Below are 20,865 nucleotides of genomic sequence, written 5' to 3'. Positions count from 1 at the left end.
CCCTTGTGGATGAAGAAAGCGGGGATTGTACATGATGAGGCTTTCCAGGCCCCAGAAATAAAAAAGGCCGGATAATCCGGCCTTTTCACAACACAGGTCTCTTACTTCTCGTTCAGGCCGAGTTTTTTCTCCAGATAGTGGATGTTGGTTCCACCATTCTGGAAGTGCTCGTCGCTCATGATGCGCATCTGCAGATCAACGTTGGTTTTGATTCCGTCGATGATCAGTTCCTGCAGGGCGTTCTTCATGCGGGCAATCGCCACGTCACGGTTTTCGCCGTAGCAGATGAGCTTGCCGATCATTGAGTCATAGTACGGCGGTACGGTGTAACCGGCGTAGATATGAGACTCCCAGCGCACGCCAAAGCCACCCGGCGCGTGGAAACGCGTGATTTTACCCGGGCTTGGCAGGAAGGTGTTCGGGTCTTCGGCGTTGATACGGCATTCTACCGCATGGCCTTTCACCACCACTTCTTCCTGCTTGATGGACAGCGGCTGACCGGCTGCGATACGCAGCTGCTCTTTAATCAGGTCAACCCCGGTGATCATTTCGGTAACCGGATGTTCAACCTGAATACGGGTGTTCATCTCAATGAAGTAGAACTCGCCGTTTTCGAACAGGAACTCAAAGGTACCCGCTCCACGATAGCCGATATCGACACACGCTTTAGCGCAACGCTCGCCGATGTAGCGACGCAGTTCCGGAGTAATGCCCGGCGCTGGTGCTTCTTCGACTACTTTCTGGTGACGACGCTGCATGGAGCAGTCACGTTCTGCCAGATAGATTGCGTTACCCTGACCGTCAGCCAGCACCTGAATTTCGATGTGGCGTGGGTTTTCCAGGTATTTTTCCATGTACACCATGTCATTGCTGAAAGCGGCTTTCGCTTCTGCTTTGGTCATGGAGATGGACTGTGCCAGTTCAGCATCGCTGCGCACAACGCGCATACCGCGACCGCCGCCGCCGCCGGACGCCTTGATGATAACCGGGTAGCCAATGCGTTTAGCATGAGCACGGTTAGCATCCATGTCGTCGGTCAGAGGGCCGTCAGAGCCTGGTACGGTTGGTACACCGGCTTTTTTCATCGCGGTGATCGCAGACACTTTGTCGCCCATCAGGCGGATGGTGTCGGCTTTCGGGCCGATGAAGATAAAGCCAGAGCGTTCAACCTGCTCAGCAAAGTTGGCGTTCTCAGAGAGGAAGCCGTAACCCGGATGAATTGCCACCGCGCCGGTGATTTCAGCGGCGCTGATGATAGCCGGGATGTTCAGATAGCTTTTTACGGACGGAGCCGGGCCAATACAGACCGTCTCATCCGCCAGCAATACGTGTTTTAAATCGCGATCCGCGCTTGAGTGCACAGCGACAGTCTTGATGCCCAGTTCTTTACAGGCACGAAGAATACGCAGTGCGATCTCGCCGCGGTTGGCGATAACAATTTTATCCAGCATGTACGCCTCGTTACTCGATGACGACCAGCGGCTCGTCAAATTCAACCGGCTGACCACTTTCGACCAGAATCGCTTTCACAGTACCTGATTTGTCTGCTTCGATCTGGTTCATCATTTTCATCGCTTCAACGATGCACAGGGTATCGCCTACGTTGACTTTCTGACCCACTTCGATGAACGCCTTCGCGTCCGGGCTCGGGGTGCGGTAGAAAGTACCAACCATTGGGGAACGTACGATGTGACCACTGATTTCTGCTGCAGCGGCAGGTGCGGCTTCAGCTGCTGCTGGTGCAACGGCTGCGGAGAGCGCAGGCTGCTGCACTGGCGCAGCGTAAGCTTGCTGCATTACCGGGAAGCTAGCGGCTGGGGCTGCACGGCTGATGCGTACAGACTCTTCGCCTTCAGAAATTTCCAGTTCGGAGATGCCTGATTCTTCAACCAGCTCGATCAGTTTTTTAATCTTACGAATATCCATGAGTGGGTTCCGTACTCTTGTTTAGTGTGATTGTGACAAGCGTTTTACCGCTGTCTGTAAAGCGTATGAATAGCCGTCTGCGCCCAGTCCGCAGATAACGCCAGCAGCGATATCCGACAGATACGAATGGTGACGGAACGGCTCTCGGGCGTGCACGTTACTCAGGTGGATCTCGATAAACGGGATACTCACCGCAAGCAGTGCGTCGCGGATAGCAACACTGGTGTGCGTAAACGCGGCCGGATTGATCAGGATATAGTCCACATTGTCTTTAGCCTGATGAATACGGTCGATGATTGCGTACTCCGCGTTTGACTGAAAATGATCCAAATCCACATTCAGCGACGCTGCTTCCGTGCTCAAACGGTTAACAATTTCGCTTAATGTCAGCGTGCCGTACTTCTCCGGCTCACGGGTGCCGAGCATGTTCAGGTTCGGTCCGTTCAAAACTAAGATCTGAAACTTATCAGTCATTATGCCGCTATCTCCTGCGATTTTCGGGTAAAAAACAAAATATACCGTCGAAGCGCAAATGTCACCTTTTCAGAGGCCAAAAACCACTGTCAGGCGAACCAAGGTCGCACATTATAACGATTTCGTAGCATTTGGCAGCTAAATACTGGTCTTATCAGGGAAGATTATCAACCGCAATCCAAAAAAGATTTGCGGTTGAGAGGCAATCTGCGGGAAAACGCACAGTTTCGCGAACTATCGCAACCACTGGCGGAACTTCTTGTAACGCCATGCTAAAAGCGCCACGGCCGCCAGCGCGTAAAGGACCGGCTGCGGAGAGAGGATCTTCACCGACCACAGATAATGAATGGGTGCGAGGATCGCGACAAGATAGACGAAGTTATGCAGCAACTGCCAGCGGCGGCCCAGCTTTCGCTGCGCATATTGCGTGGATGTCAGCGCTAACGCCAGTAAAATCACCCAGCTCACAATACCCAGCGTCAGATAAGGGCGCGTCACCAGTTCGCGGCCAAGCAGTGTCAGATTGTTAATTCCCAGTTCCAGCAGGGCATAGCTGGTCAGATGCAGCGTGGCCCAGGCAAAACACCATAGCCCCAAAAGCCGACGGGTGCGTATCAATAGTGGCTGTTTAGCGTAGCGCGCCAGCGGCGAGACGAGCAAGGTGGCCAGTAAAAATTTCAGAGCCATCCGACCGGTAAAATGCTGGATATCCTTGGCCGGATCGGCGCTAAAAAGCCCCTGGCTGGCGGCCCAGAACAGCCAGAGAAAGGGGAGTATTCCGGCTAAATGCAGCAGCACTTTCAGCCAGGTAATCTGTTTTGCCGTTAAACGCACTCAGAAGTTCTCCCGTAAATTGAGGCCACGGTACAGCGAGGCCACTTCATCCGCATAACCGTTAAACAGCAGCGTTGGCTGGCGCTTCACGTCCAGCGCGCCGCCGGAACCGATAAAACGCTCGGTCGCCTGCGACCAGCGCGGATGATCCACGTGCGGATTCACGTTGGCGAAGAAACCGTATTCGTCCGGAGCCGCCAGATTCCAGGTGGTTGGCGGACGCTCGCGGGTGAGCTTAATGCTGACGATAGACTTAATTCCTTTGAAACCGTATTTCCACGGCACGGTTAAACGGATGGGCGCGCCGTTCTGCGGCGGAAGCGCCTTGCCGTAAACGCCGACGGTCAGCAGCGTAAGAGGGTGCATGGCTTCGTCAAGGCGTAACCCTTCAACGTAGGGATACTCCAGCCCGCCGCCAATGAACCGGTCTTTCTGGCCCGGCATCTCGTCCGGCGCATAGCGCGTCTGGAAAGCGACATATTTTGCGTTGCTGGTGGGCTCCACCATCGCCAGCAATTTATGCAGCGGGAAGCCGATCCAGGGCACCACCATCGACCAGGCTTCCACGCAGCGCATGCGGTAGATACGCTCTTCGAGCGGGAAACGGGTGGTCAGATCGTGGTGGTCCAGCGTCAGGGGTTTTGCCACTTCGCCGTCGATTTTCAGCGTCCACGGATCGGTTTTGAGACTACCGGCGTTGGCCGCAGGATCGGCCTTGTCGAGGCCAAATTCGTAGAAGTTGTTATAGCCCGTCACTTTATCTTCTGGCGTAAGCGTCAGTTTGTTCTGCCATTGGGCGGGTTTCGTAAAGGTGAGCGGGGCGCCGGAAGGGGCCTTCGGCCGATCGTTGCCTTTAAACCAGTCGAGCAGGTCAGCGTGAGCCGAAGGCGAGAGCGAGAGCGCGGTGGCGCTGATGCCAAGCATTTTCAGGATCTGGCGGCGCTGTAACATAAAGACAGACTCGGACGTTACGTCGGCTTCCGTCAGTTTTCGGTTTTTCATGGCATCCTCCGTCATGCGTTTTCCTAAGCATGACGGAGGAGAGTGATTCGCGCGAATATGTCACGAAAATTTGAAGATTAGGCGATTTTCACCAGCGCGCGACCGTGGAACTGGTTATCCATGATCTTACTGGCATAGTCCGGTGCCTGGCTGAGCGTAATCTCCGTGGCGCTTTGGGTGTAGAAAGATTCCGGCAAATCGCGCACCAGACGTTCCCATGCCTCAGTACGACGAGCCGCAGGTGTCATCACGGAATCCACGCCCTGCAGGCGGACGTTACGCAGAATGAATGGCATCACGGTGGTTGGCAGGGCAAATCCGCCCGCCAGTCCGCAGGCGGCCACGCAGCCGCCGTAGTTCATCTGCGCCAGGACTTTTGCCAGCACTTTATCACCGACGGTATCCACCGCGCCCGCCCAGACCTGTTTTTCCAGTGGACGGGTTTCGGCGAATTCGTCACGGCTGAGAATGCGGTTTGCACCGAGCTGGCGCAGGTAATCGTGGGTACTTTCCCGACCGGAAACCGCCGCAACCTGATAGCCCAGCTTATGCAGTAGCGTCACTGCCGTGCTGCCCACGCCCCCGCTGGCACCGGTGACGACTACTTCCCCCGATTCAGGGCGGATGCCTGCGTCTTCCAGCGCCATCACGCACAGCATCGCGGTAAAGCCTGCCGTGCCGACGATCATCGCCTTGCGGCCATCCATGCCTTTCGGCATCGGCACCAGCCAGTCGCCCTTCACGCGCGCCTGCGTGGCCAGCCCGCCCCAGTGATTTTCACCTACGCCCCAGCCGGTGAGCAGGACCTGCTGGCCCGGATGGAAGCGCGGATCCTCGCTGGTATGTACCCGGCCAGCGAAATCAATACCCGGCACCATAGGGAAATTTCGGATGATTTTACCCTTCCCGGTAATCGCCAGCGCATCTTTATAATTTAAACTGGACCAGTCGATGTCGACGGTTACTTCGCCTTCCGGCAGGCGACTCTCTTCTACCGCCTGCACTGAGGCAAGCGTTTTGCCGTCCTGCTGTTCTAAGATCAAAGCCTGCATACGGGGTCCTCTCGACTCATTTGATTGGAAAATAATTTCTGAAGACTATACTCGCTCAGGGAAACGCAGTGCCGATTTAACGCAATAAATTGCCAGATACACCCGATTTGGTAGTATGCCGCATTTGACATGCAAGTTAGCGCTTACTCGCTACCCCATCAACCCACGGAGTAATCTCAAGGATGCGATTAACGACGAAGTTCTCAGCTTTTATCACCTTGCTGACGGGGCTTACCATTTTTGTCACCCTTCTGGGCTGCTCTCTGAGCTTTTACAACGCCATTCAGGACAAACTGGTTAACCGGGTACAGTCTGTCGCGTCGGTAATTGATACGCGTCTGCTGACGACGCCGCTACCGGCACTCTCCAGGGAGCTCGATGAGTTGATGGTACCTGTTGATATTGTTCAGATCGACATTCAGCAGGGAAAGCATCGTGTGTTAAGCCACGAACGCCCGGGAAGCTATCGGCCTGCGGGCGTAGTGAGCCAGTATCGGGAAGTGACCGTACATTCCCTTAAAAATCCGGGGATGACCATACACATGGTCTATCTCGATCCGATGGCCAGCTATTTCCGTTCCATGATGACCACCGCGCCGCTCACCGTCGCGGTGGCGTTTATCGTCCTGCTGATCTTTCTCGCGGTCCGCTGGCTGCGCCGCCAGCTCTCCGGCCAGGAGCTGCTGGAGATGCGCTCCGTGCGGATCCTTAACGGTGAACGCGGCCCGCAGGTCCGTGGTTCAGTCCACGAATGGCCGTCACGCGCCAGCAGCGCGCTGGATACGCTGCTTTCGGAAATCCAGTTTGCCAGCGACCAGCGCAGCCGTATGGATACGCTGATCCGCTCCTATGCCGCCCAGGATAATAAAACCGGCCTCAACAACCGCCTTTTCTTTGATAATCAGCTCGCCACGCTGCTCGACGATTCGGAAAAAGTGGGGACGCACGGGGTGGTGATGATGATTCGCCTGCCTGATTTCGATCTCCTGCGCGACACCTGGGGACAGCGGGCCGCGGAAGAAAATCTCTTTACGCTGATCAACCTGCTCTCCACCTTTATTATGCGCTACCCGGGCGCGCTGCTGGCCCGCTACCACCGCAGCGACTTTGCCGTGTTGCTGCCGCATCGGACGCTGAAGGAGTCGGAAAGCATCGCCAGCCAGCTGCTGAAGGCGGTTGATGCGCTGCCGCAGAGCAAAATGCTCGACAGGGACGATATGGTCCACATGGGGATCTGCGCCTGGCGTGGCGGACAATCGACAGAACAGGTGATGGAGCATGCGGAAGCGGCCACCCGCAACGCCGTGCTGCAGGGCGCGAACGGATGGGCGGTCTATGATGATTCGCTGCCGGAAAAAGGGCGCGGTAACGTGCGCTGGCGTACGTTGATTGAGCAAATGCTAAGTCGCGGCGGACCGCGTATTTATCAAAAACCCGCGGTCATGAAAAACGGCAACGTTCATCACCGTGAACTGATGTGTCGTATTTTTGACGGTACGGAAGAGGTTATTTCTGCGGAATATCTGCCAATGGTGCTGCAATTTGGGCTGTCCGAAGAGTATGACCGTCAGCAAATTAGCCGCTTGATTCCGTTTTTATCATTCTGGCCTGAAGAGAGCCTGGCGTTACAGGTCACCGTGGAGTCATTAATACGCCCGCGTTTTCAGCGCTGGCTGCGTGATACATTAATGCAATGCGAAAAATCGCAACGCAAACGCATTATTTTTGAACTTGCTGAGGCGGATGTAGGTCAACACATCAGCCGGTTACGTCCGGTGGTTCGTTTGATCAACGCGCTCGGCGCGCGCGTCGCGGTGACGCAGGCAGGTTTGACGCTGGTCAGCACCAACTGGATCAAGGAGCTGGATGTGGAGCTATTAAAGCTACATCCGGGGCTGGTAAGGAATATTGAAAAGCGCACGGAAAACCAGCTGCTGGTACAGAGCCTGGTTGAAGCGTGCAAAGGAACGCGAACACAGGTATTTGCCGCGGGCGTGCGCGCCAGAGGCGAATGGCAAATGTTAACAGAGCGCGGTGTAATGGGTGGTCAGGGGGATTTTTTTGCTGCCTCTCAGCCGCTTGACACCAATGTGAAAAAATATTTGCAAAGATACTCGGTTTGACCTGCCGTTTACGCTGTTTTCACGTAGAATATCGCGCCTGTAGCTTTGAGTATGTCGAGCAAAAAGCCAGTGAACGACCTTTAACGGGTTACAAAGGTCAGTAAGGAGTGCTGCTGTTTACTCAGCCCTGAGGGAGTCAGGGGATGATTTTGTAACATCAGGAAACGTACTGCACAAATTTTCACCGTTGCAGATGATTTTTGCGCCTTGTCGCTGCTGCGTGTGGTTGGTAAAGTAAGCGGATTTTGTTTTCCGCCCCAGCTTTCAGGATTATCCCTTAGTATGTTGAAAAAATTTCGTGGCATGTTTTCCAATGACCTGTCCATTGACCTGGGTACTGCGAATACCCTTATTTATGTAAAAGGACAAGGCATCGTATTGAATGAGCCTTCCGTTGTGGCCATTCGTCAGGATCGTGCAGGCTCGCCGAAAAGCGTAGCCGCTGTGGGTCATGACGCGAAGCAGATGCTGGGTCGTACCCCTGGCAACATCGCCGCTATTCGCCCAATGAAAGACGGCGTTATCGCTGACTTCTTCGTGACTGAAAAAATGCTTCAGCACTTCATCAAGCAGGTTCACAGCAACAGCTTCATGCGTCCAAGCCCGCGTGTTCTGGTGTGTGTGCCGGTTGGCGCAACCCAGGTCGAGCGTCGCGCAATCCGTGAATCTGCTCAGGGTGCAGGTGCGCGTGAAGTGTTCCTGATTGAAGAGCCAATGGCGGCGGCAATCGGTGCAGGTCTGCCTGTGTCTGAAGCGACCGGTTCCATGGTGGTGGATATCGGTGGTGGTACCACTGAAGTGGCCGTTATCTCTCTGAACGGCGTGGTGTACTCCTCTTCCGTACGTATCGGTGGTGACCGCTTCGACGAAGCCATCATTAATTATGTGCGCCGTAACTACGGCTCTCTGATCGGTGAAGCCACCGCAGAGCGTATCAAACACGAAATCGGCTCTGCATATCCGGGCGATGAAGTGCGCGAGATCGAAGTACGTGGCCGCAACCTGGCTGAAGGTGTTCCACGCGGTTTCACCCTGAACTCCAACGAAATTCTGGAAGCACTGCAGGAGCCACTGACGGGTATCGTGAGTGCGGTAATGGTTGCGCTGGAACAGTGCCCACCAGAGCTGGCGTCCGATATCTCCGAGCGCGGTATGGTTCTGACCGGTGGTGGTGCGCTGCTGCGTAACCTCGACCGCCTGTTAATGGAAGAGACAGGTATTCCTGTCGTAGTTGCAGAAGATCCACTGACTTGCGTCGCCCGTGGTGGTGGCAAGGCGCTGGAAATGATCGACATGCACGGCGGCGATTTGTTCAGCGAAGAGTAGTCGAGTTTGAGAGGGTAGCAATTTGCTACCCTTTCTCTCTGACGCGAGAATACGCATAGCCTATGAAGCCAATTTTTAGCCGTGGCCCATCGCTACAGTTTCGCCTCATTCTGGCGGTTCTGGTTGCGCTTGGGGTCATTATTGCCGATAGCCGCCTCGGTACGTTCAGCCAGATCCGAACGTACATGGATACCGCCGTCAGTCCTTTCTACTTTATATCAAATGGTCCCCGTGAACTGCTCGACTCCGTTTCTCAAACGCTGTCTTCACGAGACCAGCTCGAACTTGAAAACCGGGCATTACGCCAGGAACTGCTGCTGAAAAACAGCGAACTTCTGATGCTGGGGCAATACAAGCAGGAAAACGCGCGTCTGCGTGAGCTGCTCGGCTCGCCGCTGCGTCAGGATGAGCAGAAGATGGTTACCCAGGTGATCTCCACCGTGAACGACCCTTACAGCGATCAGGTTGTGATCGACAAAGGGAGCGTCAACGGGGTGTATGAAGGCCAGCCCGTCATCAGTGATAAAGGCGTAGTAGGCCAGGTTGTTGCCGTCGCCAAACTGACCAGCCGCGTGCTGCTGATTTGCGACGCCACGCATGCGCTGCCGATCCAGGTCTTGCGTAACGATATCCGCGTGATTGCGGCCGGGAACGGCTGTACGGACGATCTGCAGCTGGAACACCTGCCGGCCAACACGGATATCCGCGTGGGCGACGTGCTGGTGACCTCCGGTCTGGGTGGCCGCTTCCCTGAAGGCTATCCGGTTGCGGTGGTCTCTTCGGTGAAGCTGGATACGCAGCGTGCCTATACCGTGATTCAGGCGCGTCCAACCGCCGGTTTACAGCGTCTGCGCTACCTGCTGCTGCTGTGGGGCGCCGATCGTAACGGTACTAACCCGATGACGCCTGAAGAGGTCCATCGTGTGGCAAATGAACGCCTGATGCAGATGATGCCGCAGGTTCTGCCGCCAGCGGACTCTATGGGGCCGCCTGCGCCAGTCCCGGCACCGGCAACGGGGTTAACGCAGCCGCTGCCGGATGCGCCGCCACCGCCTAAACTCTCTTCGGGAGGGCAGTAGTGGCAAGCTATCGTAGCCAGGGACGCTGGGTCATCTGGCTCTCGTTCCTCATTGCACTGTTGCTGCAGATTATGCCCTGGCCGGATAACATTCTCGTTTTCCGGCCAAACTGGGTCTTGCTCATTTTGCTCTACTGGATCCTTGCCCTGCCGCATCGCGTAAATGTCGGCACGGGTTTTGTGATGGGTGCCATACTGGATCTCATTAGTGGCTCTACGCTGGGCGTACGCGCCTTGTCCATGAGCATTATTGCGTACCTCGTCGCACTGAAATTCCAGCTCTTCCGTAACCTCGCGCTCTGGCAACAGGCCCTGGTCGTGATGCTGTTGTCGCTTGCTGCGGATATCGTTGTTTTCTGGGCAGAGTTTTTAGTGATCAACGTCTCTTTCCGACCGGAAGTGTTCTGGAGTAGTGTAGTAAACGGTGTGCTCTGGCCGTGGCTATTCCTGCTGATGCGTAAGGTTCGCCAGCAGTTTGCTGTGCAATAAAAGGTTTCTATGACGTCTTTGTATCTCGCTTCCGGCTCCCCGCGCCGTCAGGAACTCCTGACGCAGCTTGGGGTCTCTTTTGAACGCATCGTGACCGGCATTGAAGAAAAACGTGCTGAGGGCGAAAGTGCTCAACAGTACGTGTCACGTCTGGCGCGCGAGAAAGCGCAGGCGGGCGTGGCCTGCGTGCCGCGCGATCTGCCCGTGCTGGGAGCTGATACCATCGTTATCCTTAACGGTGAAGTGCTGGAGAAACCGCATGACGCCGAACACGCGGCGCGCATGCTGCGCAAAATGTCCGGGCAAACGCATCAGGTGATGACGGCCGTCGCGCTGGCGGACCGCCAGCACGTGCTGGATTGCCTGGTGGTGACGGATGTCACGTTCAGAGTACTTACCGACGACGAGATCGCCGCTTATATTGCCAGCGGTGAACCGATGGATAAAGCAGGTGCATACGGTATTCAGGGGCTGGGTGGCTGTTTTGTCAGGAAGATTCATGGCAGCTATCACGCCGTAGTCGGCTTACCGCTGGTGGAAACGTATGAGTTGCTGAGCAATTTTAACTCACTGCGTGAGGGAAGGGATAATTATGACGGCTGAATTGTTGGTAAACGTAACGCCATCGGAAACCCGTGTGGCCTATATTGACGGTGGCATTCTTCAGGAAATTCATATTGAGCGTGAAGCGCGGCGCGGAATAGTAGGCAATATCTACAAAGGTCGTGTCAGTCGTGTACTGCCGGGTATGCAGGCGGCTTTTGTAGATATTGGACTGGATAAGGCGGCATTTTTACATGCCTCCGACATCATGCCGCACACCGAGTGCGTCGCGGGCGAAGAGCAAAAACAGTTTGCCGTGCGTGACATTTCTGAACTGGTGCGTCAGGGGCAGGACTTAATGGTGCAGGTGGTGAAAGATCCTCTTGGTACCAAAGGCGCCCGTCTGACCACCGATATCACCTTACCTTCCCGCTATCTGGTCTTTATGCCCGGCGCGTCGCACGTGGGCGTTTCGCAGCGTATTGAGAGCGAAAGCGAGCGCGAGCGCCTGAAGAAAGTCGTCAGCGCCTACTGCGATGAACAGGGCGGATTTATCATCCGCACCGCCGCGGAAGGGATCAGCGAGGAAGACCTGGCGTCAGATGCGGCTTACCTGAAGCGCGTCTGGACAAAAGTGATGGAGCGTAAAAAACGCAACCAGACCCGCTATCAGCTCTATGGTGAGCTGGCGCTGGCGCAGCGCGTGCTGCGTGACTTTGCCGACGCGCAGCTCGACCGCATTCGCGTGGATTCCCGCCTGACGTATGAAGCGCTGCTGGAGTTTACCGCTGAATATATCCCGGAGATGCCAGGCCTGCTGGAGCACTACACCGGGCGTCAGCCGATCTTCGATCTCTATGATGTCGAAAACGAGATCCAGCGAGCCCTGGAGCGTAAGGTTGAGCTGAAGTCCGGCGGCTATTTGATCATCGATCAGACCGAAGCGATGACCACCGTCGATATCAACACCGGCGCGTTTGTCGGTCATCGCAATCTGGACGACACCATCTTCAACACCAACATCGAAGCCACGCAGGCGATTGCGCGCCAGCTTCGTCTGCGCAATCTGGGCGGCATTATCATCATCGACTTCATCGATATGAGTAATGAAGACCATCGCCGCCGCGTGCTGCACTCGCTTGAGCAGGCCCTGAGTAAAGATCGCGTGAAAACCAGCATCAACGGCTTCTCACAGCTGGGGCTGGTGGAAATGACGCGTAAGCGTACCCGCGAGAGCGTGGAGCATGTGCTGTGTAATGAATGCCCGACCTGCCATGGACGCGGAACGGTAAAGACGGTTGAGACCGTCTGCTACGAGATCATGCGTGAAATCGTGCGTGTGCATCATGCCTACGACTCCGATCGTTTTCTGGTCTATGCTTCCCCTGCGGTGGCTGAAGCGCTGAAAGGCGAAGAGTCACACGCGCTGGCGGAAGTGGAAATCTTTGTCGGCAAACAGGTAAAAGTACAAATTGAACCGCTCTATAACCAGGAGCAGTTTGACGTCGTGATGATGTAAGCGCAGTACGCTGCGTGACCAAAGCTGACAAGGAGAGATGCGTGAGGCGATTGCCGGGGATTTTATTGCTTACAGGGGCAACGCTGGTCGTGATTGTCGCGTTGCTCGTGAGCGGGCTACGCCTCGTTTTACCGCATCTGGACAGCTGGCGTCCGCAGCTGCTGGCAAAAATCGAATCCACCACCGGCGTGCCGGTGAACGTCAGCCAGGTAAGCGCCAGCTGGCAGAATTTTGGCCCGACGCTCGATGTGCGGGATATCAACGCCAGCCTGAAAGATGGCGGCCACCTCAAAATCAAACGCGTGACCCTGGCGCTGGACGTCTGGCAAAGCCTGCTGCATCTGCGCTGGCAGTTTCGCGATCTCACCTTTTATCAGCTTCAGTTTCTGACCAATACGCCCATCTCGGGCGGCGACAGCAGCCAGGGGCTTGAGGCCAATCGTTTTAGCGATCTTTTCCTGCGCCAGTTCGATCATTTCGATCTGCGCGACAGCGAAGTGAGCTTTATTACCCTTTCCGGCCAGCGCGCGGAACTGGCGATCCCCCAGCTGACCTGGCTCAACGGCAGGAACCGGCACCGCGCTGAGGGGCAGGTGAGTCTCTCCAGCCTGAACGGTCAGCACGGCGTGATGCAGGTGCGCATGGATCTGCGTGACGATGACGGTCTGCTAAATAACGGCAAAGTCTGGCTGCAGGCCGACGATGTGGACGTCAAACCGTGGCTGGGCGACTGGCTCCAGCAGAATATGCAGCTGGAAACGGCCCGATTCAGCCTTGAAGGCTGGTTGACCCTGACGAAAGGCGAATTTGCCAGCGGCGATATCTGGCTCAAGCAGGGGGGCGCGAGCTGGAAAGGCGAAAAACAACAGCATCAGCTTTCCGTCGATAACCTCACCGCCCACGTGACGCAGGAGAAAGAAGGCTGGCAGTTTGCCATTCCCGATACGCGGATCGCGATGGACGGCAAGCCGTGGCCGCGCGGTGCGCTGACGCTGGCCTGGATGCCGGAGCAGGACGTTGGCGGCACGGCCAGTAAACGCAGCGACGAGCTGCGCATCCGCGCCAGCAACCTGGATTTGGCCGCCATTGAAGGGCTGCGCTCAATGGCGGCAAAGCTCTCTCCAGACCTGGGCGAGATCTGGCTGGCTACGCAGCCGAGCGGAAAGATCGATTCTCTGGCGCTGGATATCCCGCTTCAGGCGACGGAAAAAACCCGTTTCCAGGCAACATGGAAAGATCTTGCCTGGAAGCAGTGGAAGCTGCTGCCGGGTGCGGAGCACTTTAGCGGCAAGCTGGAAGGCAGCGTGGAGAACGGCAGGCTGACGGTTGATATGCACGACGCCAGAATGCCGTACGAGACGGTCTTCCGCGCGCCGCTGGAAATCGAACAGGGCAACGCAGTGCTTAACTGGCTCCGTAACGATAAGGGCTTCCAGCTCGATGGTCGCCATATCGACGTCAAAGCCAAAGCGGTGCACGCGCGGGGTGACTTCCGCTATCTGCAACCGCAGGGGGACGAGCCGTGGCTGGGTATTCTGGCCGGAATCAGTACCGATGATGGCTCGCAGGCCTGGCGCTATTTCCCGGAAAACCTGATGGGTAAAGCGCTGGTCGACTATCTGAGCGGCGCAATTCAGGGCGGTCAGGCGGAAAACGCCACGCTGGTCTACGGCGGTAACCCCCATCTGTTCCCGTACAAACATAATGAAGGTCAGTTCCAGGTTCTGGTGCCGCTGCATGACGCCACCTTCGCGTTCCAGCCGGGCTGGCCCGCGCTGAAAAACCTGGATATCGAACTTAACTTCCTCAATGACGGCCTGTGGATGAAGTCCGACAGCGTGGCGCTGGGCGGCGTAACGGCCAGCAACCTGACGGCCAACATTCCGGACTACTCAAAAGAGAAGCTGCTGATTGATGCCGACATCAACGGTCCCGGCAAGGCGGTGGGACCGTACTTTGAGGAGACCCCCCTGAAAGAGTCGCTGGCGGCGACGCTTCAGCAGCTGCAGCTTGATGGCGATGTGAATGCTCGCTTACATCTTGATATCCCGCTGGACGGTGAGATGACCACCGCGAAAGGCGACGTCCGTCTGAAGAACAACAGTCTGTACATTAAACCCCTTGAGAGCACCCTGAAAAATCTCAGCGGGCAGTTCAGCTTTGAGAACGGTAACCTGAAGAGCGAGCCGCTGACCGCCAGCTGGTTTAATCAGCCCGTGAATATCGACTTCACGACCACAGAGGGTGAAAAGGCGTATCAGGTGGCCGTCAATCTGGACGGTAACTGGCAGCCAGCGCGAATGGATGTCCTGCCGAAGCCGATTGAGGCGTCGGTGGAGGGGGCGGTCGCCTGGCAGGGTAAAGTGGCAATCGACCTGCCTTATCATGCGGGTGCCCAGTACAAGGTCGACATCACGGGGGATCTGAAGAATCTTCGAAGCCAGCTGCCTGCGCCGCTGGATAAACAGGCCGGACAGCCGCTGCCGGTGAAGCTGAACGTCGAGGGCAACCTGAACAGCTTCGCGCTGACCGGAAACGCGGGCGGGACGAACCACTTCAACAGCCGCTGGCTGCTTAACCGCAAGCTCACTCTCGACAGGGCCATCTGGACGACGGATAGCCGCTCCACGCCGCCGCTGCCAGAGCAGACGGGCGTTGAGCTGAATCTGCCGCCGATGGACGGTGCAGAGTGGCTGGCGTTGTTCCAGAAAGGCGTTGGGCAAAACGTTGATGAAACCGCGCAGTTCCCGCAAACCATTACCGTACGCACGCCGTCGCTGATGCTGGGTGGGCAGCAGTGGAACAACCTGAGTATTGTCTCGCAGCCTGCTGCTAACGGTACGAAAGTGGAGGCCCAGGGCCGGGAGATCAACGGCACGCTGACCATGCGCAATCACGCGCCGTGGCAGGCGGCGATCCGCTATCTCTACTACAACCCGGCCGCCGCGAGTAAAGATAAACCGGCGGATGCCTCGCCGCTGAGTCAAACCTCCCGCGTCGACTTTAGCGGCTGGCCCGATCTCCAGCTGCGCTGCGCGGAGTGCTGGCTGTGGGGACAGAAATATGGTCGTATCGACGGTGATTTTGTCATTCAGGGAAATACGCTTACGCTCACCGGTGGATTGATCGACACCGGCTTTGGCCGCATGACGGCAGGCGGGGAATGGGTGAATAATCCGGGCGAGCAGCGAACGTCCCTCAAGGGCGACATTAAAGGCAACAAACTGGATGCGGCAGCCAATTTCTTTGGCATCAGCACGCCGCTGCGCGGTTCGTCATTTGACGTCGATTACGATCTTCACTGGCGCGACGCCCCGTGGAAGCCGGATGAGGCCTCGCTGAACGGCATTCTGAAAACCCGCTTCGGCAAAGGTGAAATCGCCGACGTGAGCACGGGGCGCGCCGGGCAGATCCTGCGCCTGCTGAGTTTTGATGCGCTGCTGCGCAAGCTGCGCTTCGATTTCAGCGATACCTTCAGTGAAGGGTTTTACTACGATTCCATCCGCAGTACGGCGTGGATCAAGGACGGCGTTCTACATACGGACGATACGCTGGTGGATGGCCTGGAAGCGGATATCGCCATGAAAGGCTCGGTCAACCTCGTGCGCCGCGAGCTGGATATGGAAGCCGTGGTGGCGCCGGAAATTTCCGCGAGCGTGGGCGTTGCGGCGGCCTTCGTGGTGAACCCGATTGTCGGTGCGGCGGTGTTTGCCGCCAGCAAAGTGCTGGGGCCGCTGTGGAGCAAGGTCTCCATTCTGCGCTACCGCATTACCGGTCCGGTCGATAAACCGCAGATTAACGAGGTGCTGCGCCAGCCGCGCAAAGATGCACAGCAATGATTTGACGTGGGCAGGTAATTGCCTCACTCTCAATAAATACGATCTTTATACCGCCACGGGCGGCAACGAACGAGTAGCAATACGATGAGTCTGAACCTGGTAAGTGAACATTTGCTCGCAGCGAACGGCCTGAACCATCAGGACCTGTTCTCCATTCTTGGTCAACTGACCGAACGCCGTCTCGACTACGGCGACCTTTATTTCCAGTCGAGCTATCACGAATCCTGGGTTTTAGAAGACAGCATCATTAAAGATGGCTCTTATAACATCGACCAGGGCGTTGGCGTCCGCGCCGTCAGCGGGGAGAAAACCGGTTTTGCGTATGCCGATCAGATTAGCCTCGCCGCACTTGAGCAGAGCGCGCAGGCCGCGCGCACAATTGTGCGTGATACCGGCGATGGTCGCGTGAAAACCCTGGGAGAAGTGCAGCACTCTGCGCTCTATACCAGCATCGATCCGCTGCAGAGCATGAGCCGTGAAGAGAAGCTGGATATCCTGCGCCGCGTGGACAAAGTGGCGCGCGCGGCAGATAAACGCGTGCAGGAAGTTTCAGCCAGCCTGAGCGGTGTGTATGAACTGATTCTGGTGGCGGCAACGGACGGTACCCTGGCGGCAGATGTCCGTCCGCTTGTGCGTCTCTCTATCAGCGTGCAGGTCGATGAGGACGGCAAACGCGAGCGCGGTTCAAGCGGCGGCGGCGGTCGTTTTGGCTATGACTGGTTCCTGGGCGACGTTGACGGTGAAGCGCGCGCTGACGCGTGGGCAAAAGAAGCCGTGCGCATGGCGCTGGTGAATCTGAATGCCGTCGCGGCGCCGGCGGGTTCATTCCCGGTGGTGCTGGGTGCCGGCTGGCCGGGCGTGCTGCTGCATGAGGCGGTGGGCCATGGTCTGGAAGGCGACTTTAACCGTCGCGGAACGTCGGTATTCAGCGGTCAGATTGGTCAACTTGTCTCCTCTGAACTGTGCACCGTGGTGGATGATGGCACCATGCGCGATCGTCGCGGCTCGGTCGCTATCGACGATGAAGGTACGCCCGGCCAGTACAACGTGCTGATCGAAAACGGCGTGCTGAAAGGCTACATGCAGGACAAACTCAACGCGCGCCTGATGGGCGTTGCGCCAACGGGTAACGGCCGTCGTGAGTCCTACGCGCACCTGCCGATGCCGCGCATGACCAATACCTACATGCTGCCGGGCAAATCCACGCCGCAGGAGATTATCGAATCCGTTGATTACGGTGTCTTTGCGCCTAACTTTGGCGGCGGCCAGGTGGACATCACCTCCGGTAAGTTTGTCTTCTCTACCTCAGAAGCGTATCTGATCGAGAAGGGCAAAGTGACCAAAGCGGTGAAAGGTGCGACGCTGATCGGCTCCGGTATTGAAGCCATGCAGCAGATCTCCATGGTCGGTAACGATCTGAAGCTGGATAACGGCGTGGGCGTCTGCGGTAAAGAGGGCCAGAGCCTGCCGGTGGGCGTGGGCCAGCCAACGCTGAAAGTAGACAACCTGACGGTGGGCGGCACAGCCTGACCTGAGCAAATATAAAAAAAGGCGCTACAGATGTAGCGCCTTTTTTTTAACGTAAGTTACCCAGCGGTATCTCCGGATCCGGCTCGTGTGTGATGCGGTTACGCAAGTCACGACGAATAATTTCGATCGACCAGAACCAGACCAGATGGCCCACGATCTCTGACACGTGTTCATACCACGGCAGCTCAAACAGCGGCGGCGTAAGCCCCATCAGCGGGAAGGAGATCATATGCACAAAGAGCTGAGCTAACGCACCCGCCAGCAAACCCTGCCAGAGTTTAATTTTCGGGAAGACTTCAGCCACGATACAGTAGCCAACAGCGAAGACGATGGAGAAAATAATATGCGTTACGCCGACCCAGTTAAATATATGTCCGGCAAATGTATAAACTGCTGCGTTAGGATCGACAACGCCAAGCCAGTCACGTAAAAATACATAGGGAGGGTTTAAAAAATTGCGGGAGCAGTCGATCTGACCTGCGGCTCTTATTAAGTGCTCAGGTCCGCATGCGCCGGTGAATAAGTCGGCAGGGCTACGTGGCGGAAGCGGCACTTCGGCTCCCCATTTGACAAAAGCGGAGACGATCCCTGCAATTAAACCGATGAACGCGGCGAGTCCATAGCGCCTGCGTGAAGGCGGTGTTTGTTCAAATAGATTCATTTCTTTTCCTTGTTTAACGTCATCCTGCGAAATACATTTTATTATTCATATCAGCAACAAATTAATAACAGTCTGACGAGCAGACTGCATATAAAGTAATGGGCTGATGGCGGTAGTGTCAATTAGCTATTCCTGATAGTGGCGAAGGAATATTCCTGAATGAATACGGGATTCATCCTGGGAATATTCATCGGTCCTATACGTTCAGGAATAAATGGATTATTCCTTTCGTCTTCCCCGCATCCCCTGAAACAGCTCCGCCACGTCCACAAAATACTCGGTCAGATAGTTAATACACACCTGGACTTTCAGCGGGAGCTTGTCTTTTTCGGTATACAGGGCGTACACCGGACGCGGATCGGATTGGTAGCGCGGGAAGAGGATCTCCAGCACGCCGCTGTTAATTTCGTTGATCACCCACATCAGCGGCACGTAGGCGATCCCGGCGCCAGCCACCAGCCAGCGCGAAATGGTCATGGGGTCGTTAGTGACAAACCGCCCCTCCGGCAGCAGTTTGGTGGAGATCCCTTCCGGGGCAATCAGCTCAAATTCATTGTCGGGCCGCACGCTGTACTCCAGCCACGAGTGGTTGGTGAGATCGGCGGGTTTCTCCGGCACACCGTACTGGGCCAGATAGCTCTTCGAAGCGCAGACGACCATCGGCATGCTGCCCAGCCGACGCGAGAACAGGCTGGAATCCTGCAGCGCGCCGACGCGGATCACCACGTCCAGGCCGTCGGCAATCAGATCCGGCGCCGGGATACCCGTCACCAGATTGACGGTAAGCCCGGGGTACTCTTTCAGCATATCCGCCGTCATGGCAGCGAGAACATTTTGTGCCATAGTTGAAGAACACCCGATGCGCAGCGTGCCGATGGGGGTGTTGTTGAAGGCGTAGAGCTGTTCGTGAACATCCCGCACTTCCAGAAGCATGCGACGACAGCCCTGATAGTAAATTTTACCCGCTTCCGTCAGGCCAATGCTGCGGGTACTGCGGTTGAGCAGCTTGACCTGAAGCTCATCTTCCAGTTTGGACACCGTCTGGCTGATAGAGGAGACGCTCATCTGAAGCTGGCGTGCAGCGGCGGTAAAGGAGCCCAGTTCAACCACTTTGGCGAAGACTGACATGCGTTTTAAACGTTCCATTGTTCACTCTGGCTTAAAAGTGATTTAGATCACATATTATAGATAACAGCATAACAGTTACGTTAATATATTATTAATTACATAACGGCTGCGCCATTCTCGCCCGGCGTTTCTTGCTCTCCTGCGGTGGCGTGCGCTAAAAAATTCTGAAGCCTGCACTCTCTCTTATCAAGGTCAACATGAGTCTGTTTCCCGTTATCGTGGTGTTCGGTCTGTCGTTCCCACCGATATTTTTCGAGCTTCTTTTATCACTGGCGATCTTCTGGCTGGTGCGCAAGGTGCTGGTCCCTACCGGGATCTACGATTTCGTCTGGCACCCTGCATTGTTCAATACCGCGCTGTATTGCTGCCTGTTTTACCTGATATCGCGCATGTTTGTCTGAGGTTGATGTGAAAACGCTAACAAGAAAAATCTCCCGCACTGCCATCACCATGGCGCTGGTTATCCTCGCCTTCATTGCCATTTTCCGCGCCTGGGTCTATTACACCGAATCACCGTGGACGCGTGATGCACGCTTCAGCGCCGATGTGGTGGCCATCGCCCCTGACGTGGCCGGTCTTATCACGGCGGTTAACGTTCACGATAACCAGCTGGTGAAAAAAGATCAGGTTCTGTTCACCATCGACCAGCCTCGATACCAGAAAGCGCTGGAAGAGGCGGAAGCGGACGTGGCCTATTACCAGGCGCTGGCTGCGGAGAAACGCCGTGAGGCGGGCCGCCGTAATCAGCTTGGCGTTCAGGCAATGTCCCGTGAAGAGATTGACCAGTCCAACAACGTGCTGCAAACCGTGCTGCACCAGCTGGCGAAAGCAGAAGCAACGAGCGATCTGGCGAAGCTCGATCTGGAGCGTACCGTGATCCGCGCGCCGTCTGATGGCTGGGTGACCAACCTTAACGTCTATGCCGGGGAATTCATTACCCGTGGCTCAACCGCCGTGGCGCTGGTGAAACAGAACTCTTTCTATGTACTCGCCTATATGGAAGAGACCAAGCTGGAAGGCGTACGTCCCGGCTATCGGGCAGAAATCACGCCGCTGGGCAGCAACCGCGTCTTTAAAGGTACCGTCGACAGCGTCGCCGCAGGGGTCACCAACTCCAGCAGTTCGCGTGATGCAAAAGGGATGGCAACGGTGGATTCCAACCTCGAGTGGGTGCGTCTGGCCCAGCGCGTGCCGGTCCGTATCCACCTGGACGAACAGCAGGGCAATCTGTGGCCTGCCGGTACCACGGCGACGGTGGTGATTACTGGTGAAAAAGATCGGGATGCCAGCCAGGACTCGTTCTTCCGTAAAATCGCCCACCGTCTGCGCGAGTTTGGTTAA

The 20,865-nt window shown here is 56.3% G+C and carries 19 protein-coding genes; 10 read left to right on the top strand and 9 right to left on the bottom strand.

Features of this window, described 5'->3' with window-relative positions; genetic code table 11:
* Positions 1-101 precede the first annotated feature (101 nt).
* The 6 genes from accC to ACHH0Z_RS14585 form a co-directional block, all read right to left on the bottom strand.
* Positions 102-1,451 (bottom strand): acetyl-CoA carboxylase biotin carboxylase subunit, encoded by a 1,350-nt coding sequence (gene accC, locus ACHH0Z_RS14610; RefSeq protein ID WP_003860388.1) that lies wholly within the window; start codon positions 1,449-1,451, stop codon positions 102-104.
* Positions 1,452-1,461: 10 nt separating this feature from the next.
* On the bottom strand, positions 1,462-1,926 hold the full coding sequence (accB, locus tag ACHH0Z_RS14605) for an acetyl-CoA carboxylase biotin carboxyl carrier protein (RefSeq protein ID WP_008502856.1): 465 nt from the start codon (positions 1,924-1,926) through the stop codon (positions 1,462-1,464).
* Between the two features lie 21 nt (positions 1,927-1,947).
* On the bottom strand, positions 1,948-2,400 hold the full coding sequence (gene aroQ / locus ACHH0Z_RS14600) for a type II 3-dehydroquinate dehydratase (RefSeq protein WP_008502855.1): 453 nt from the start codon (positions 2,398-2,400) through the stop codon (positions 1,948-1,950).
* A gap of 234 nt (positions 2,401-2,634) precedes the next feature.
* Complete coding sequence (msrQ, locus tag ACHH0Z_RS14595; protein ID WP_008502854.1) at positions 2,635-3,234, bottom strand: protein-methionine-sulfoxide reductase heme-binding subunit MsrQ; 600 nt, start codon at positions 3,232-3,234, stop codon at positions 2,635-2,637.
* Positions 3,235-4,236, bottom strand: a complete 1,002-nt coding sequence (msrP, locus tag ACHH0Z_RS14590) for a protein-methionine-sulfoxide reductase catalytic subunit MsrP (RefSeq protein WP_008502853.1) — start codon at positions 4,234-4,236, stop codon at positions 3,235-3,237.
* Between the two features lie 77 nt (positions 4,237-4,313).
* A complete protein-coding gene (locus tag ACHH0Z_RS14585; RefSeq protein ID WP_023294684.1) occupies positions 4,314-5,288 on the bottom strand; it encodes an MDR family oxidoreductase in 975 nt (324 codons plus the stop codon).
* A gap of 182 nt (positions 5,289-5,470) precedes the next feature.
* On the opposite strand from ACHH0Z_RS14585, the gene csrD reads away from it, so the two are divergent.
* Complete coding sequence (gene csrD, locus ACHH0Z_RS14580; protein WP_023326184.1) at positions 5,471-7,411, top strand: RNase E specificity factor CsrD; 1,941 nt, start codon at positions 5,471-5,473, stop codon at positions 7,409-7,411.
* Between the two features lie 80 nt (positions 7,412-7,491).
* On the opposite strand, the gene ACHH0Z_RS14575 is transcribed toward csrD, so the two are convergent.
* On the bottom strand, positions 7,492-7,725 hold the full coding sequence (locus tag ACHH0Z_RS14575) for a hypothetical protein (RefSeq protein WP_162230876.1): 234 nt from the start codon (positions 7,723-7,725) through the stop codon (positions 7,492-7,494).
* Here ACHH0Z_RS14575 and mreB point away from each other — a divergent pair.
* The 7 genes from mreB to tldD all read left to right on the top strand — a co-directional run bounded on the left by mreB (position 7,694) and on the right by tldD (position 17,735).
* The gene (mreB, locus tag ACHH0Z_RS14570; protein WP_000913396.1) at positions 7,694-8,737 is read left to right on the top strand and encodes a rod shape-determining protein MreB; all 1,044 of its coding nucleotides are present in this window, start codon (positions 7,694-7,696) and stop codon (positions 8,735-8,737) included. The two genes, ACHH0Z_RS14575 and mreB, sit on opposite strands and share 32 nt — an antisense overlap.
* A 62-nt stretch (positions 8,738-8,799) precedes the next feature.
* Entirely contained in the window at positions 8,800-9,816 is a 1,017-nt protein-coding gene (gene mreC, locus ACHH0Z_RS14565; protein ID WP_008502850.1) for a rod shape-determining protein MreC, read from the top strand.
* Positions 9,816-10,304: a rod shape-determining protein MreD gene (gene mreD / locus ACHH0Z_RS14560; protein WP_008502849.1), complete on the top strand. Its 489-nt coding sequence runs from the start codon at positions 9,816-9,818 to the stop codon at positions 10,302-10,304. The genes mreC and mreD overlap by 1 nt, the downstream gene beginning before the upstream one ends.
* A 9-nt stretch (positions 10,305-10,313) precedes the next feature.
* Entirely contained in the window at positions 10,314-10,907 is a 594-nt protein-coding gene (locus tag ACHH0Z_RS14555; protein ID WP_021242285.1) for a nucleoside triphosphate pyrophosphatase, read from the top strand.
* Positions 10,897-12,366 carry a ribonuclease G gene (rng, locus tag ACHH0Z_RS14550; protein WP_008502847.1) on the top strand — a complete coding sequence of 490 codons (1,470 nt, stop codon included), beginning with the start codon at positions 10,897-10,899 and terminating at the stop codon, positions 12,364-12,366. The genes ACHH0Z_RS14555 and rng overlap by 11 nt, the downstream gene beginning before the upstream one ends.
* 41 nt (positions 12,367-12,407) lie before the next feature.
* A complete protein-coding gene (gene yhdP / locus ACHH0Z_RS14545; protein ID WP_045409581.1) occupies positions 12,408-16,205 on the top strand; it encodes an AsmA2 domain-containing protein YhdP in 3,798 nt (1,265 codons plus the stop codon).
* 84 nt (positions 16,206-16,289) lie between these two features.
* Positions 16,290-17,735: a metalloprotease TldD gene (gene tldD / locus ACHH0Z_RS14540; protein ID WP_023326182.1), complete on the top strand. Its 1,446-nt coding sequence runs from the start codon at positions 16,290-16,292 to the stop codon at positions 17,733-17,735.
* A 46-nt stretch (positions 17,736-17,781) separates the two neighbouring features.
* Here tldD and ACHH0Z_RS14535 read toward each other — a convergent pair whose 3' ends face one another.
* Together ACHH0Z_RS14535 and aaeR are read right to left on the bottom strand one after the other, a co-directional pair.
* Positions 17,782-18,396: a YagU family protein gene (locus tag ACHH0Z_RS14535; RefSeq protein ID WP_023326181.1), complete on the bottom strand. Its 615-nt coding sequence runs from the start codon at positions 18,394-18,396 to the stop codon at positions 17,782-17,784.
* A gap of 219 nt (positions 18,397-18,615) precedes the next feature.
* Positions 18,616-19,542 carry an HTH-type transcriptional activator AaeR gene (gene aaeR / locus ACHH0Z_RS14530; RefSeq protein WP_008502843.1) on the bottom strand — a complete coding sequence of 309 codons (927 nt, stop codon included), beginning with the start codon at positions 19,540-19,542 and terminating at the stop codon, positions 18,616-18,618.
* 179 nt (positions 19,543-19,721) lie between these two features.
* Between aaeR and aaeX the strand changes: the two genes are divergently transcribed.
* Together aaeX and aaeA are read left to right on the top strand one after the other, a co-directional pair.
* Positions 19,722-19,925 (top strand): p-hydroxybenzoic acid efflux pump operon protein AaeX, encoded by a 204-nt coding sequence (gene aaeX, locus ACHH0Z_RS14525; RefSeq protein WP_003860416.1) that lies wholly within the window; start codon positions 19,722-19,724, stop codon positions 19,923-19,925.
* A 7-nt stretch (positions 19,926-19,932) separates the two neighbouring features.
* Positions 19,933-20,865 carry a p-hydroxybenzoic acid efflux pump subunit AaeA gene (gene aaeA, locus ACHH0Z_RS14520; protein ID WP_045409578.1) on the top strand — a complete coding sequence of 311 codons (933 nt, stop codon included), beginning with the start codon at positions 19,933-19,935 and terminating at the stop codon, positions 20,863-20,865.

Origin of the sequence: Enterobacter cloacae complex sp. 2024EL-00227, assembly GCF_043945315.1 — a bacterium.
In the GTDB taxonomy this organism is placed as follows: Bacteria; Pseudomonadota; Gammaproteobacteria; order Enterobacterales; family Enterobacteriaceae; genus Enterobacter; species Enterobacter roggenkampii.
Note: the sequence above shows the minus strand (reverse complement) of the source record. Positions and strands in the feature narration are given on the sequence as shown.